This window comes from Leptospira yasudae (assembly GCF_003545925.1).
Lineage (GTDB): Bacteria > Spirochaetota > Leptospiria > Leptospirales > Leptospiraceae > Leptospira > Leptospira yasudae.
Genome location: NZ_QHCU01000005.1, coordinates 1 through 13,379, shown reverse-complemented (window position 1 = coordinate 13,379; position 13,379 = coordinate 1). Strand labels below are relative to the sequence as shown.

Below are 13,379 nucleotides of genomic sequence, written 5' to 3'. Positions count from 1 at the left end.
CCGAAATTTGATCCGATTCAAATTCTAAATTTGCAATATAAAATTAAAGTATGCTTTAACTTTATATTTGAACGAACGACTTAAATCCCCAAGTCGGGGAGCCTTTCTTTTTTTCGAAAAATCGTTAAAAAAAGTTGCCGCCGGGTCTTTACTTCAAGTTCACTTGAAGTTGTAGAATCAAAGAATCGAATTCTAAATTTCGAGGGAGAAGATTCATGACCTTACGTAAAAGAGGATCGCACATTTTATTCGAATCGGGTTTAAGGACCGAAACATACAACGGGCGTTTTCAAAAAAAGAATCGCCCTTCTTTTTTTGAAAAGGAAGCATTATGAAATTTTCATTTCACAAATATCAGATCTTCATTATCGCTTTGCTCGCGTTCATTCAGTTTACGGTCGTTCTGGACTTTATGATCCTTTCCCCTTTGGGAGTGCAAGTCATGGAGGATCTGAAAATATCAACGACGAAATTCGGATTGGTCGTTTCCGCCTATGCAATCAGCGCGGGGATCTCCGGAATTCTTTCCGCGGGTTTCGCGGACCGGTTTGATAGGAAGAAAATCCTTCTCTTCTTCTATACCGGATTCGTCGTCGGAACCGCATTGTGCGGTTTATCCACCACGTATCAATATCTTCTCGCGGCGCGAATCGTAACCGGACTTTTCGGAGGGGTGATCGCTTCGATCAGCTTTGCGATCATCGCCGATCTTTTTCCTATGGAAGTTCGCGGGAGAGTTATGGGATTCGTGATGACCGCGTTCGCGGCGAGCCAGGTATTCGGTCTCCCGCTCGGAGTTTATATTTCCAATCTTTGGGGCTGGCAATCCCCTTTCTGGTTGATTACAGGAGTGGCCGGTCTTGTCGGTTTTATTGCCTCCATTTACGTGAAACCGATCACCGCACACCTTCAAACATCCGTTCAAATAAAGGCAATCAAACATCTTTTTCAAACGGCGGCTAATCGCAGTTATATGCCTGGTTTTTTGGCAACGATGCTTTTAGCGACCGGAGGGTACATGCTTATGCCGTTCGGAAGCGCATTCACCGTTCACAACCTCGGAATTCCGCTGACCGATCTTCCAACCATCTATATGATCACCGGAATCGTAAGTATCGCGGCCGGTCCGTTGATGGGTCGGCTTTCGGATGCGATCGGTAAATATGCCGTGTTTGCCGGAGCATCCCTCGCCGCGATCGGAGTGGTTCTTTATTATACGAGACTGGAGCACGTTTCCCTTCTTCTTGTAATCGCCGTAAACTGTTGTTTGTTTATTCCGATTACTGCGCGCGTGATCTCCGCAAACGCTCTTACTTCAGCGGTTCCCGATCTACAGGATCGCGGCGCGTATATGGCGATCAGCTCCTCTTTACAGCAGCTTTCCGGCGGAGTCGCTTCGTATTTCGCGGGTTTGATCGTAGTTCAAACGTCGACCGGGTATCTATTAGGATATCAGAATTTAGGATACGTGGTAACGGCCGCGATTTTGATCACGATCGCGATCATGTATCGTGTGGATCTTCTCGTTGCAAGCAAATCCGTATCCAAACAAGGTCCGATTGCAGCGCCGATTCCGGCGAACCAAGAAGTCTCTCTCGAAAACTAAACAAAACTTAAGAATATTATAAAATTTTAAATCCGGCTCTATACGGAGCCGGATTCGGCCATCGTCGGTAATGCGAAATAGAAAGCGGCGCCTTCGTTCGTTTTTCCCTCCGCCCAGACCCTTCCTCCGTGACGCAGAATCACCCTTTGGACGATCGCAAGACCGATCCCGATTCCCTCGAACTCTTCGTTCTCGTGCAGTCTTTGAAACACACCGAACAATTTGCTCGCATACTGCATATTGAAACCAGCACCGTTGTCCTTCACATAATAAACGCATTCGTTTTCGTTCGGAACCGATCCGATTTCCACTCGCGGGTCCGCTCGTTTGGAAGAATACTTGATCGCGTTCGATATCAGATTGATCAGAACCTGTTTCAACAATTCCGGATCGCCCATTGCGGGCGGAAGATCGGAAGTTTCTATCCTGAGTTTCTCGTTTTTCATTTCTTCTTGAAAATCCTTAAGAACGATCCGTAACAAATCGTTCATAACGATCGGCGTCTTTCTCATATCTTTTTTTCCCAAGCGGGACAAAAGCAGAAGGCTGTCGATGAGTTTGCTCATCTTGGCTGAATTGTCGATGACCACGTCGAGGATCTTTTCCCCTTCGCCGTCGAGTTTTTCCCGATAGTCTTCCTTGAGAATATTCGTATAGCCGCTTATGGCGCGTAACGGAGCTTTCAAATCGTGAGAAACGGAATAACAAAACGCATCCAATTCCCGGTTGGAATACTCCAGCTCCAGATTCTTTTTTCGTAGACTTTCGTTCAGCTCGTGAAGCTCGATTTCCTGAACGTGTTTATCCACAAAAAACTTCACCTTATTGATGAGCATTTCCGGTTGAAAGGGCTTTGTGATAAAGCTGAACGCGCCTTTTTCGTATCCCTTAAAAACGTTGAAATTGTCCGTATAAACGGCGGAGATAAAGATAAACGGAAGACGCGCGGTTTTACTTTCTTCCCTGAGAATGCTCGCGAGTTCGTAGCCGTCCATCTCCGGCATTTGAATATCCAATAATGCTAATGCGAATTCGTGATGCAGCGTCTCCTTAAGCGCGTCGTTTCCGCTGAAAGCCTTGATCAAATCCACGTCCAAGTCCTTCAGAACCGTTTCCAGAGCCACCAGATTTTCCGGCTTATCGTCTACGATCAAAATTTTCGGTCTCGAATTCATCGTCGTTTCAACTCTCTATTTACTCAACCAAACCCGCATCAAAGAAAGAAGGCGCTCCACATCCACCGGCTTTGAAATATAGTCGTTTGCGCCCGCTTCGATACATTTTCGTTTGTCGTCCTTCATCGCCTTTGCCGTCAAAGCGAGGATGATGATATCCTTATATTTTGTATTTTCCCGAATGCGTCTCATCGCCTCGTATCCGTCCATTTCGGGCATCATGATATCCATCAAGATCAGATCGGCATCCTCGTTCTTATGGAGAATTTCGATCGCATTTTTTCCGTTCTCCGCCTTGAGAACCGTCATTCCGCGCTCGGAGAGTATTTTAGATAAAGCGAATATGTTTCTCATATCGTCGTCGACGAGGAGAACCTTTTTTCCTTGAAACAACGAATCCTTATCGTATAAACTATTGATGATGCTCCGTTTCGATTCTGGCAGATTTCGAATCGTACGATGGAGGAACAACGCGGTTTCATCGAGAAGTCGTTCCTCCGATTTGATTCCCTTGATGATGATGCTCTCCGCGTATTTTTGAAGCTCTCCGTTTTCCTCCTTCGTGAGTTCCCTGCCGGTGTAGATAATGATCGGAGGAATATGTTGACCTTTGATCTTTTCCATTTCATAGATCAGATCGAATCCGCTCATATCGGGAAGCCCTATATCCAAGACGATACAATCGAAATAATTCTCGCGATACATCTGGACGGCCTCCTTTCCCGTGCCTGCTTCGAAACATTTCACGTCACCGTTCCCGATCAGCTTCCGCATCGCCTTCCTGGAATTCTCGTCGTCTTCGATGATCAAAAGATTCTTCATCTTTCGGTTGATAAAGCTTTCGATCCGATTGAACGCCTCTTCGATCTGTTTCTTATTTACGGGTTTTCTAATATATTCTACCGCGCCTTCTCGTATGAGTTCGAGGGAATATTCGTTTACGGAGACGATATGAACCGGAATGTGCCGAACGGATTGATCGGTTTTGAGTTCGTTTAATACCGTGTGACCGTTGATACCCGGCAGATCCAAATCCAAAAGAATCGCATGCGGTTTATATCTCCTTGCAAACGCCAATCCGTCCTCTCCGGTGGCGGCGGAAATGCACTTGAATCCTTTTTCTCTCGCTTGTTTAACGAGAATCGAAGCGAACTTCAGATCGTCCTCCACGATCAATAGAATCTTGTCCCCTTCTTCGATTTCATTTTTGTCGTCTTCCACCGCAGGATAATTCAGAAATTCGTTTCTTCTTTCATTCGAGAACGAAGTCGAAGCGGGGACAAATTTTCTTTCCTCTTTTGCGGGGGAAGTCTGCGCGTCTATCTCGATCGGAATACGAAGCGCAAACGTGGAACCCTCGTTGATCTTACTTTGAAGAGTTAGACTTCCTCCCAAAAGTTTTGCGAGTTCCCTTGAGATCGATAAACCGAGCCCGGTCCCTCCGTATTTTCGGCTCGTGCTTCCGTCCGCTTGTTGAAACGCCTCAAAAACCGCAGCGTGTTTGTCCTCCGGAATTCCGATCCCCGTGTCGATCACCGAAAAAAGAATTCCTTCCGGTTCGTCTCTTTCGATTTCCAAGCGAATGCCGCCTCTTTCCGTGAATTTAAGCGCGTTGGAAAGTAAGTTTTTCAAGATTTGATTGAGACGGAGCGAGTCGGTCCGGATCGCTTCCGGAAGATTCTCATGCAGAATCAGACTCAGTTCGAGTTTCCTTTCGCTCGCCTGATGTTTGAAACCGCTCAGGAGTTCGTCGCAGAATTTTTGGAGAACCACCCTCTCCACGTTAGTCGACATCTTGCCGGATTCTATTTTAGACAAATCCAGGACTTCGTTTATCAAAAGAAGAAGATCGTGCCCGCTCTTGTAGATGATGTTCGCGCTCTCCACCTGATCCGAGTTCAGATTCTTTTTCTTATTGTCCGCCAAATCCTTGGAAAGAATCAGTAGACTGTTCAAAGGAGTTCTCAGCTCGTGAGACATGTTCGCGAGAAATTCCGACTTATAACGGCTGGAAAGTTCCAGTTGTCTGCTCTTTTGTTCCACGTCGTACTTCGCGCTTTCGACTTCCCGATTTTTTGCCTCCAGTACTCTCGTTTGTTCTTCGAGCTCTTCGTTCGAAACGCGTAATTCTTCCTGTTGTTGCCGGAGAATCTGCGTTTGCTCCTCCAGTTCCTCGTTCACCTGCTTTAATTCTTCCTGCTGCGATTGAAGCTCCTCTCCCTGCACTTGCGTTTCTTCAAGCAAATCTCCGATTCTTCTTCTCGCCGCCGAGGAATTAAAAATGATGCCGATCAAATCCGTCGAAGCGGTTAGGAACTCGATTTCCGTGGAGGAAAATACATCTAGTTTTCCTAATTCGATGACCCCGATCGTTTTATTCTCGAATAGAAACGGAACGATCAAAATCTGCCTAGGCTTGGTATCTACGATAGAGGATCGGACTCGAATCGATTCCTCCTCCATTTCGGTAAGAAGAATCCTTTTCTGTTCCACGGCGCTCTGTCCGATCAACCCTTCTCCGAAGAAATATTTTTCCGAAGAGGGATCCGCGCTTGCAAAGCCGTATCGACCGAAGATGGACAAGGAACGCTCCCGGTCGTCGCAGAGATACAGAGCACCGATACTTGAATTCAGGTAATTGCATAGAAACGTGATCAGTTCGGTGGCAAGATCGGCTTCCAAACGATCCCCTCTCATTTTTTCGTTCAGAAGGTTTTGGCCGTTCGTGATCCAGTTGTGTTTTTCGTTTTCTTGAGTCGTCTTTCGAAGATAAGACGTCATCATTCTCAGGGAAGTTCCCAGAAGATCCTTTTCCGATTTCGGGACGAAGTCGATCTGATAATTGCCTGATGCGACGTGTTTCGCGTTATCCGTCACATCCTGAAAGCTTTTGTGGATATTATTGAGCGAATCGTAAACGGGCTGTAATTCGTCGTTCGTAAACGCCTCGAATTTCGTTTCGGAAAATTCCCTGCTTGCGATTTTTTCAGCAACGCCCGCGATAAAACGGATTCTTTTTCCGATCGCATCCACGATCCAATACGAAACTGCAACGGCCGAACCTATGCTCAGGATCAAAAGAAATATCAAAAACGACAAGGAAACGTAATATCTGCTTTGGTTCGCGTTCTTCTCTTCCTGCATTTTGTCTTCGTTTCTTTTTACGAGAAGGGACAATTGTTTCGTGACCAAGTCCCGCATAACGAGACCTTTACGGATGGAAATCACGAAGGCTTTATCGTTTTCGTTTTTTAAAGCCAGAAATACGATCTGATTCAGGTCGTTTCTATATTCATTCCATGTCGTTTTAAAATCCTCGAGCAGCCTTAACCCGTCGGCGTCGGAATACGCCTGAAGTTCGACTATTTTCTGATCCACCAAATCGACGCTCTTATAGATTCGATCCTTATAAAAATTCATCTTTACGGAATCCGTTTCGATAATGATGTTCTTTTCGTGTCTTGCGGAATCCAAAACGTGAATGAGGATTTCGTTCGATAAACTCACCTTCTTCGCCGATACGTCCACGATACGGCCGAGCCTTTCGCTGGAATCCGCGAGCATCTCGATCATAAAAACGGAACTGATCGCGAGAATCGTAAGAACGATTCCGAAGCCGATGATGAGCCTGGTTCGAATCGTCATACGCCCTCTTTTTCCGAATTTTTGAAGTTCAATCGAATGAGAAATTCCGAGATCCTTTCCAACGAAAGAACATGATCCACCGAACACGCTCGGATCGCGGCCTCGGGCATGAATGGAGCTTCCGCAGTCGTTGGATCTTGAACGATCGCCAAACCGCCGTTCGCTTTGATCTTTTTCATTCCGTTCGCCCCGTCCGAGTTCGCTCCGGTCAGAACGATTCCTATCAACGCTTCTCCGTAAACTTCCGAGGCGGATTCGAACAATACGTCGACGGAGGGACGTGCAAAATTGACGCGTTCATCGGCGGAAAGGGAGAATGTGCGATTTTTTTCGATCAACAAATGATAATTAGGCGGGGATACGTAGACTGTAGAGACATTGATCGTTTCTTTTTCGTCCGCTTCTTTTATTTTGATGCGGCAGGATCTGCCGAGAATACGGATCCATTCTCCGTCGGAACGCGGACTCAAGTGCTGAACTACGATCAAAGGAATTTCGTAGTCAGCGGGCAAAGCGGAAAAAATCGTCTTCATCGCGTTCAAACCTCCTGAAGAAACTCCCACAACGATCGCCTCGTATTTCATTCAAGTTTTTGAATATTCTATTCGTATTTTTTCTTATAGATCTTTTGTTTTGAATCCAACGCGTCGTATTGATCCCGGGCGTCTCCCAGTGAGATTCCTTCCTTCGAACCCAAACATAGAATTCCTCCGTTCACGAGACTTTCCCTAAAAATGCGATGCACTTTGTTCTGCAATTCCCTCTTAAAATAGATCAGAACGTTTCTGCATAAAATCAGATTCACTTCCGCGAACACGCCGTCCGTTACGAGATTGTGGTTGGCCCAAACGATGTTTCTCTTCAACATCCGGTTCATAATCACCATCTCGTGATCCGAAGTATAATAATCCGAAAAAAAACTTCTCCCGCCCGAAAGGCCGTAGTTGGCCGTGTATTCCTTTATCGACTCGTTTCTAAAAATTCCGTCCCTTGCCGTTCGCAAGGCGTGCTCGTTAAAATCCGTAGCGTACAGAATCGAGCGTTCATATAAACCTTCTTCGCTTAACACGATCGCCATCGAGTAGACTTCCTCTCCGGTGGAACAACCGGCGTGCCAAATTTTAACAAAGGGATACGTTTTTAAGATCGGGATCACTTTTTCCCGCAGACAAACATAAAAGTCGGGATCTCGGAACATTTCCGTTACCGTGATCGAAAGGTCCTGTAAAAGTTTCGCGGCGAATATTTCGTCCCGCAACGCGTGAAACTGCAATTCGGAAACACTCTTCAAACCCGAAAGTGCAAGCCTATTTAGGATTCGCCTTCGGATATGAGCCTCTGAATATTGTCTGAAATCGTATCCGTATTTTTGAAAAACGGCCTCCAGGAGAAGTTCTATTTCGATATCCTGCGTATTCTTCAATTTCATAAACCGATTCTTCCCTTGCGGAAGGTTTTATCGCGAGTTTTCCGATCCGAATAAAAGATCGTTCTCCGTTTGGAAAATAATTTTCCGAAAAAGAGATCCTTCTTACGCGCAAACGGCGTTTCGGCTTATAAAGAAGCGGTCTATAATAATATTATAAATATGTTAAAATCAACTATTTATTTCATAAATCTATATTTTTTCTCATATTTATTCCGTAACGGTTCGACCAGATTCTTTTTTGCGTATATTCGTTTTATTGAATTCGTTCGATCAAACAGTATACAGTCGATATTTGGAACGAAAACGGAGAAAATCCTAAAAAAGGAAATCTTTTACGATTATTTTTTTACGCGGCTCATATCCGCGGTGGTCAATGTGAATTTCGTTCCGTTGCTTCGTTCCAATTCCAGATTCGCTCCGATCTGCTGCGAAAGTATATTCACTAATTTTAATCCGAGTGAATCGGTCTGATTGAAATCGAGTCCCTCCGGAAAACCAACGCCGTCGTCCTGAACCACAATCACGAATCCGTCATCAAATCCTTTGATTTTAATCGAGATCTTCCCTTTGTCCCGATCCTTAAATCCGTATTTGAGCGCGTTGGTTACGAGTTCGGTCACGATCAATCCGCAGTGAATCGCCGTATCCAAGGAAAGATACAACGTGTCCGCTTCGATTTCATAATCGATTCGTTTGTCCACACGATACGTACGGAAAAGATTCTTTACTAGATTTTCCAGATAATCCTTGAAATCCATCTTAGCAAGATCCTTGCTTTGATAGAGAAGCTCATGAATGAGCGCGATCGAACGGATTCTAGACTGAGCGTCTTCGAACATCGCCAAAGACTTTCCGTCCGTGATATAGTTCCCCTGAAGACTGAGTATGCTCGACACGATCTGAAGATTGTTCTTTACCCTATGATGAATTTCGCGCAGCAATACTTCCTTTTCCTGAAGGGAATTCTTCAGAGCCTCTTCCATCCGTTCCCGTTCCGCGATTTCGCTTAACAATTCACGGTTGACCCGGTTCAATTCGCTGGTTCGTTCCTCGACCCTTTGTTCGAGTTGGTCGTGGCTTTCCCGGAGAAGTTCTTCCTGCAACATCAAGGTCTTATTCTTCCGATGCAGATCCACGAATACGGAGGCTTTGGACGTTAGGATTTCGGGTGCGATCGGTTTGATCAGAAAGTCCACGGCTCCGAGCGAATATCCTTTGAACAACCACGTCTCGTTGGTTGCGTAAGCGGTCAAAAAGATGATCGGTATGCTCGCGCACTTCTCCCTTTGGCGGATCAGAGAAGCAGTTTCGAATCCATCCATGCCGGGCATGTAGATATCCATAAAAATTAATGCGAAATCGACCGGATTCAACAACGCCTTCAGAGCCTCTTCTCCGGAGCTCGCCTTAATCAGATCCAATTCCGGGTTTGCCAGAATTTTCTCCATCACCCATAGGTTGTCCTGGTTATCATCTACAATCAGTATCTTGACTCTCGATTCCATACATTACCTGCATAACCAAACTCTAAGAAGGGAAAGAAACTGATCCACGTCCACGGGCTTCGTGATGTAATCGCTCGCACCGGCTTCAAGACATTTTTCGCGATCGCCTTTCATCGCTTTGGCGGTCAGCGCGATGATCGGAAGGGACGCAAATTGTTTATCGGCGCGGATCGTCTTCATGGCTTCGTAGCCGTCCATGTCGGGCATCATCACGTCCATGATCACGATTTCAATATCCGATGTGCTTTTCAAAAGTTCGATCCCATCTCTCGCACTCTCCGCAAACGCGACCTTCATCTTGTGCTGTTCTAGAATACTCGTAAGAGCGAAGATGTTTCGTATATCGTCGTCCACTATGAGAACTTTATGGCCGATCAATATAGGATCGTTGTGGGAAGCCTCCGATAAAAGGGCTCTTTGTTTGGGTGAAATGCTTTCTTGAGATCTATGCAGAAAGACCGCGGTTTCTTCCACCAGCGCGGCGACTGTTTCCGCCTCCTTGATCGTATTCGTCTCCTTTAAACCTTGAATTTTAATTCGATCCTCGTCCCCGAACGCCGTATCGGAATAGACTACGATCGGAATCTGATCGAAACCGGATTGATTGATCTCTTTGACAAGATCGAACACGGTGGAATCCTTCAGCTGCAGAGAGGAAATCATACATTCGAAGGTTTCTTTCCGGAGACTTTCCAAAACTTCACGGCTCGAAGCGGCGACTTTCGCGATTACGTCTCCGTTTCCGATCAGCTCCAAAAGTTTTTTACCGTGTTTTTGATCCGAGTCCGCGATCAGTAGATGTCTCGGGTGCGATTGTATAAACTTTCGAACACGGTTCAATTCGCTTTGCAGGATTCCTTCATCGAGCGGTTTGGAGATATGACCCAAGGCTCCCATTCTTAAACTTCTTCTCCATTGATCGTCCTCCGATACGATCAGAACGGGAACGTGTCTGAACTTCGGTTCTTTTTTGAGCCAATTGAGGATGAACCATCCGTTCATATCGTCCAGATGAAAGTCCAGAAGAACCGCGTGAACGGAATAACCTTTCAAAAACGAAAGACCCGTTTTTCCGTCCATCGCAACGATGCCTTTGAATCCGTTGGATCGAACGCTTTTCAACAATCGCCTTGCGAGACCTTCGTTTTTTTCGATGATGAGAACGACTTCGCCCGAGAGGTTGGACCGATCGTCCTCGATGATCTCCCTTTGTTTTTGGGAATTATCATCGCCTAACACCGATGTGCCGATGATGTTCGGGATGAAGGTTCCGCCTCGATCGTCCAACACCGGAGGCTGCACCCACTTCGGTTCGTTCAGATCCTCCGGTTCGAGATTGATCTCGGTGGGAATGTATTCCGCAGGAAGATACAACGCGAATCTGCTTCCTTTTCCAGGTTCGCTCATCAACTGCAATTCTCCGCCTAACAGCCTCGTGATTTCTTTGCTGATCGAAAGTCCGAGTCCGGTTCCTCCGTATTTACGGCTCGTACTTCCGTCGGCTTGGCGGAACGCTTCAAAGATCAGGCCTTGTTTTTCGGGAGGAATTCCGATTCCCGTATCGGTTACGGAGAACTCGATCACGGTTTTCGCCTGCTGAAGAATCTTGTGTTCCCTGTCCCAACCGGAAACGACAGGAGCGATTCTCAGATCGACTCCTCCTTTTTCGGTGAACTTAAACGCGTTGGAAAGAAGGTTGCGGAGAATCTGCTGCAGTCTCTGTAAATCTGTCGTCATTCGTATCGGCAGTTCCGCGCTTAGATCCACTTGGAACTTGAGTTCCTTGTTTCTCGCCGTTTCGCGAAAGGATCGCTCCAGATAATCCGCGAGTTCGCGAAAAGAGATCGCATCCAGATCGACCGTCATCTTACCGGATTCAATTTTAGAAAGATCTAATATATCGTTGATCAACTGGAGCAGATCGTATCCGGAACTGTGAATCGTCTTCGCGTATTCGATCTGTTTCGGAGACAGACTTTCGTTTTCGTTGTCGTATAACAATCGGGAAAGAATCAGCATGTTGTTCAGAGGAGTTCTCAGTTCATGCGACATGTTCGCCAAAAACTCGGACTTATAACGGGAAGTAAGCGCGAGTTGTCTCGCCTTTTCTTCGAGAGAATGTCTCGCCTGTTCCACTTCCTGATTTTTGCGTTCCACCTCGTCGTTGTTCTTTGCGAGAAGGCGCGCTTTCTCTTCCAATTCGTCGTTCTTTTCCTGCAATTCTTCCCTTTGTTTTTTGAGAAGATCTTCTGAATCCTGCAACGACTTGGCTTGTTCCTCCAGACGTTCGTTCGTTTTGGTCAATTCTTCCTGACGTCCTTGAAGTTCTTCCGTCAAGGTTTGGGATTGAATCAGGAGTTCCTCGGTTCTCATACTCGCGGCGATCGTATTCAACACGATCCCGATACTTTCCGTAAGCTGATCCACGAAGTTCAAGTGAATGGGCGTGAAGTTCGAAAAGGACGCAAGTTCGATGATCGCCTTGACCTCTCCTTCGAATAACACCGGTAATACGACGATATTCAACGGAGGCGCTTCTCCGAGAGCCGAACTGATCTTGATGTAATCCGTCGGTACGTTCGTAAGCATGATTCTTTCCTTTTCCAGAAAACACTGGCCTACGAGTCCTTCTCCCGGACGGAATCGGTTCGATACGTGTTTGCGTTCCTGATAGGCGTAACTTACGAGCAGCTTCAAGGAGGGTTCGTTCTCGATGGTTTCCGTGATAAAGAACGCCCCGTGTTGTGCGGAGACGAGAGGAGCCAATTCGGAAAGAATCAGCTTGCTGACGTTGACCAGGTTTCTTTGACCTTGCAGCAAGCGAGTGAACTTGGCGAGGTTCGTTTTGAGCCAGTCTTGTTCGGTGTTGATCCGAGTCGTCTCTCTCAAGTTGCGGATCATCTCGTTGATGTTATCCGATAAGGCCGCAACCTCTCCGGCCGCCTTTACCATTACGGTTCGGGAAAGGTCCCCTTTGGTCACACCGGTCGCCACTTCCGCGATCGCTCTCACCTGAGACGTCAGGTTACTTGCGAGCTGGTTCACGTTATCCGTAAGGTCTCTCCAAAGACCGGCCGCTCCGGGCACGCTCGCTTGTCCGCCGAGTTTTCCTTCGATTCCCACCTCTCTTGCCACCGTGGTCACCTGATCACCAAACAGCCCTAAGGTGTCGATCATGTCGTTGATCGTATCCGAAAGTTCGGCGATTTCTCCCTTCGCTTCCAAGTAGAGTTTCTTTTTCAAGTCCCCGTTTGCGACCGAGGTCACGATCTTCGCGATCCCCCGCACCTGAGTCGTGAGGTTGTTTGCCATGAAGTTTACGGAATCCGTTAAGTCTTTCCAAGTTCCCGCAACACCGCGCACATCCGCTTGTCCGCCGAGGATCCCTTCCGTACCTACTTCCTTTGCAACCCGAGTCACTTCCGATGCGAACGAGTTCAACTGATCCACCATCGTGTTGATCGTGTTTTTCAACTCGAGGATCTCGCCCTTAACGTCCACGGTGATCTTCTTGGACAAGTCTCCTCGCGCCACCGCGGTCGTTACGTCCGCGATGTTACGCACCTGACCCGTTAAGTTCGAAGCCATCGAGTTCACCGAATCCGTTAAGTCCTTCCAAGTTCCCGCAACACCGCGCACATCCGCTTGACCGCCGAGTTTTCCTTCCGTTCCCACTTCTCGCGCCACCCGAGTTACTTCCGATGCGAACGAGTTCAATTGATCCACCATCGTGTTGATCGTATTCTTAAGTTCTAATATTTCTCCCTTAACATCCACGGTGATTTTCTTAGACAAGTCGCCTCGCGCCACCGCAGTCGTTACGTCCGCGATGTTACGCACCTGACCCGTTAAGTTCGAGGCCATCGAGTTTACCGAATCCGTTAAGTCCTTCCAAGTTCCCGCAACACCGCGCACATCCGCTTGTCCGCCGAGTTTCCCTTCCGTACCTACTTCCTTTGCAACCCGAGTCACTTCCGATGCGAACGAGTTCAACTGATCCACCATCGTGTTGATCGTGT

At 46.9% G+C, this 13,379-nt stretch carries 7 protein-coding genes; 1 reads left to right on the top strand and 6 read right to left on the bottom strand.

Translation table 11 applies throughout. From position 1 onward, the window contains the following. Positions 1–331: 331 nt before the first annotated feature. Positions 332–1,606, top strand: a complete 1,275-nt coding sequence (locus tag DLM76_RS14275; protein ID WP_118965627.1) for an MFS transporter — start codon at positions 332–334, stop codon at positions 1,604–1,606. Between the two features lie 38 nt (positions 1,607–1,644). On the opposite strand, the gene DLM76_RS14270 is transcribed toward DLM76_RS14275, so the two are convergent. From DLM76_RS14270 to DLM76_RS14245, 6 genes are all read right to left on the bottom strand, one after another. After that, positions 1,645–2,781, bottom strand: coding sequence for a sensor histidine kinase (locus DLM76_RS14270; protein ID WP_118965626.1), 1,137 nt, complete (start codon positions 2,779–2,781; stop codon positions 1,645–1,647). A 15-nt stretch (positions 2,782–2,796) separates the two neighbouring features. After that, positions 2,797–6,426, bottom strand: a complete 3,630-nt coding sequence (locus DLM76_RS14265; RefSeq protein ID WP_118965625.1) for a response regulator — start codon at positions 6,424–6,426, stop codon at positions 2,797–2,799. Beyond that, positions 6,423–7,010, bottom strand: a complete 588-nt coding sequence (locus DLM76_RS14260) for a chemotaxis protein CheB (RefSeq protein WP_118965624.1) — start codon at positions 7,008–7,010, stop codon at positions 6,423–6,425. Before DLM76_RS14260 ends, DLM76_RS14265 begins: the two co-directional genes overlap by 4 nt. Positions 7,011–7,027: 17 nt before the next feature. Continuing rightward, the gene (locus tag DLM76_RS14255; RefSeq protein WP_118965623.1) at positions 7,028–7,855 is read right to left on the bottom strand and encodes a CheR family methyltransferase; all 828 of its coding nucleotides are present in this window, start codon (positions 7,853–7,855) and stop codon (positions 7,028–7,030) included. Positions 7,856–8,193: 338 nt separating this feature from the next. Further along, positions 8,194–9,360 (bottom strand): histidine kinase dimerization/phosphoacceptor domain -containing protein, encoded by a 1,167-nt coding sequence (locus DLM76_RS14250; RefSeq protein WP_118965622.1) that lies wholly within the window; start codon positions 9,358–9,360, stop codon positions 8,194–8,196. Between the two features lie 3 nt (positions 9,361–9,363). Continuing rightward, positions 9,364–13,379: hybrid sensor histidine kinase/response regulator (locus DLM76_RS14245; protein WP_158586392.1), on the bottom strand; the 4,016-nt coding region annotated here is incomplete at its 5' end.

What these genes read in the sequence shown, in the direction of transcription:
- DLM76_RS14275 (WP_118965627.1), top strand. Translation starts at nt 332, where the DNA reads ATGAAATTTTCATTTCACAAATATCAGATCTTCATTATCGCTTTGCTC.
- DLM76_RS14270 (WP_118965626.1), bottom strand. Translation starts at nt 2,781, where the DNA reads ATGAATTCGAGACCGAAAATTTTGATCGTAGACGATAAGCCGGAAAAT.
- DLM76_RS14265 (WP_118965625.1), bottom strand. Translation starts at nt 6,426, where the DNA reads ATGACGATTCGAACCAGGCTCATCATCGGCTTCGGAATCGTTCTTACG.
- DLM76_RS14260 (WP_118965624.1), bottom strand. Translation starts at nt 7,010, where the DNA reads ATGAAATACGAGGCGATCGTTGTGGGAGTTTCTTCAGGAGGTTTGAAC.
- DLM76_RS14255 (WP_118965623.1), bottom strand. Translation starts at nt 7,855, where the DNA reads ATGAAATTGAAGAATACGCAGGATATCGAAATAGAACTTCTCCTGGAG.
- DLM76_RS14250 (WP_118965622.1), bottom strand. Translation starts at nt 9,360, where the DNA reads ATGGAATCGAGAGTCAAGATACTGATTGTAGATGATAACCAGGACAAC.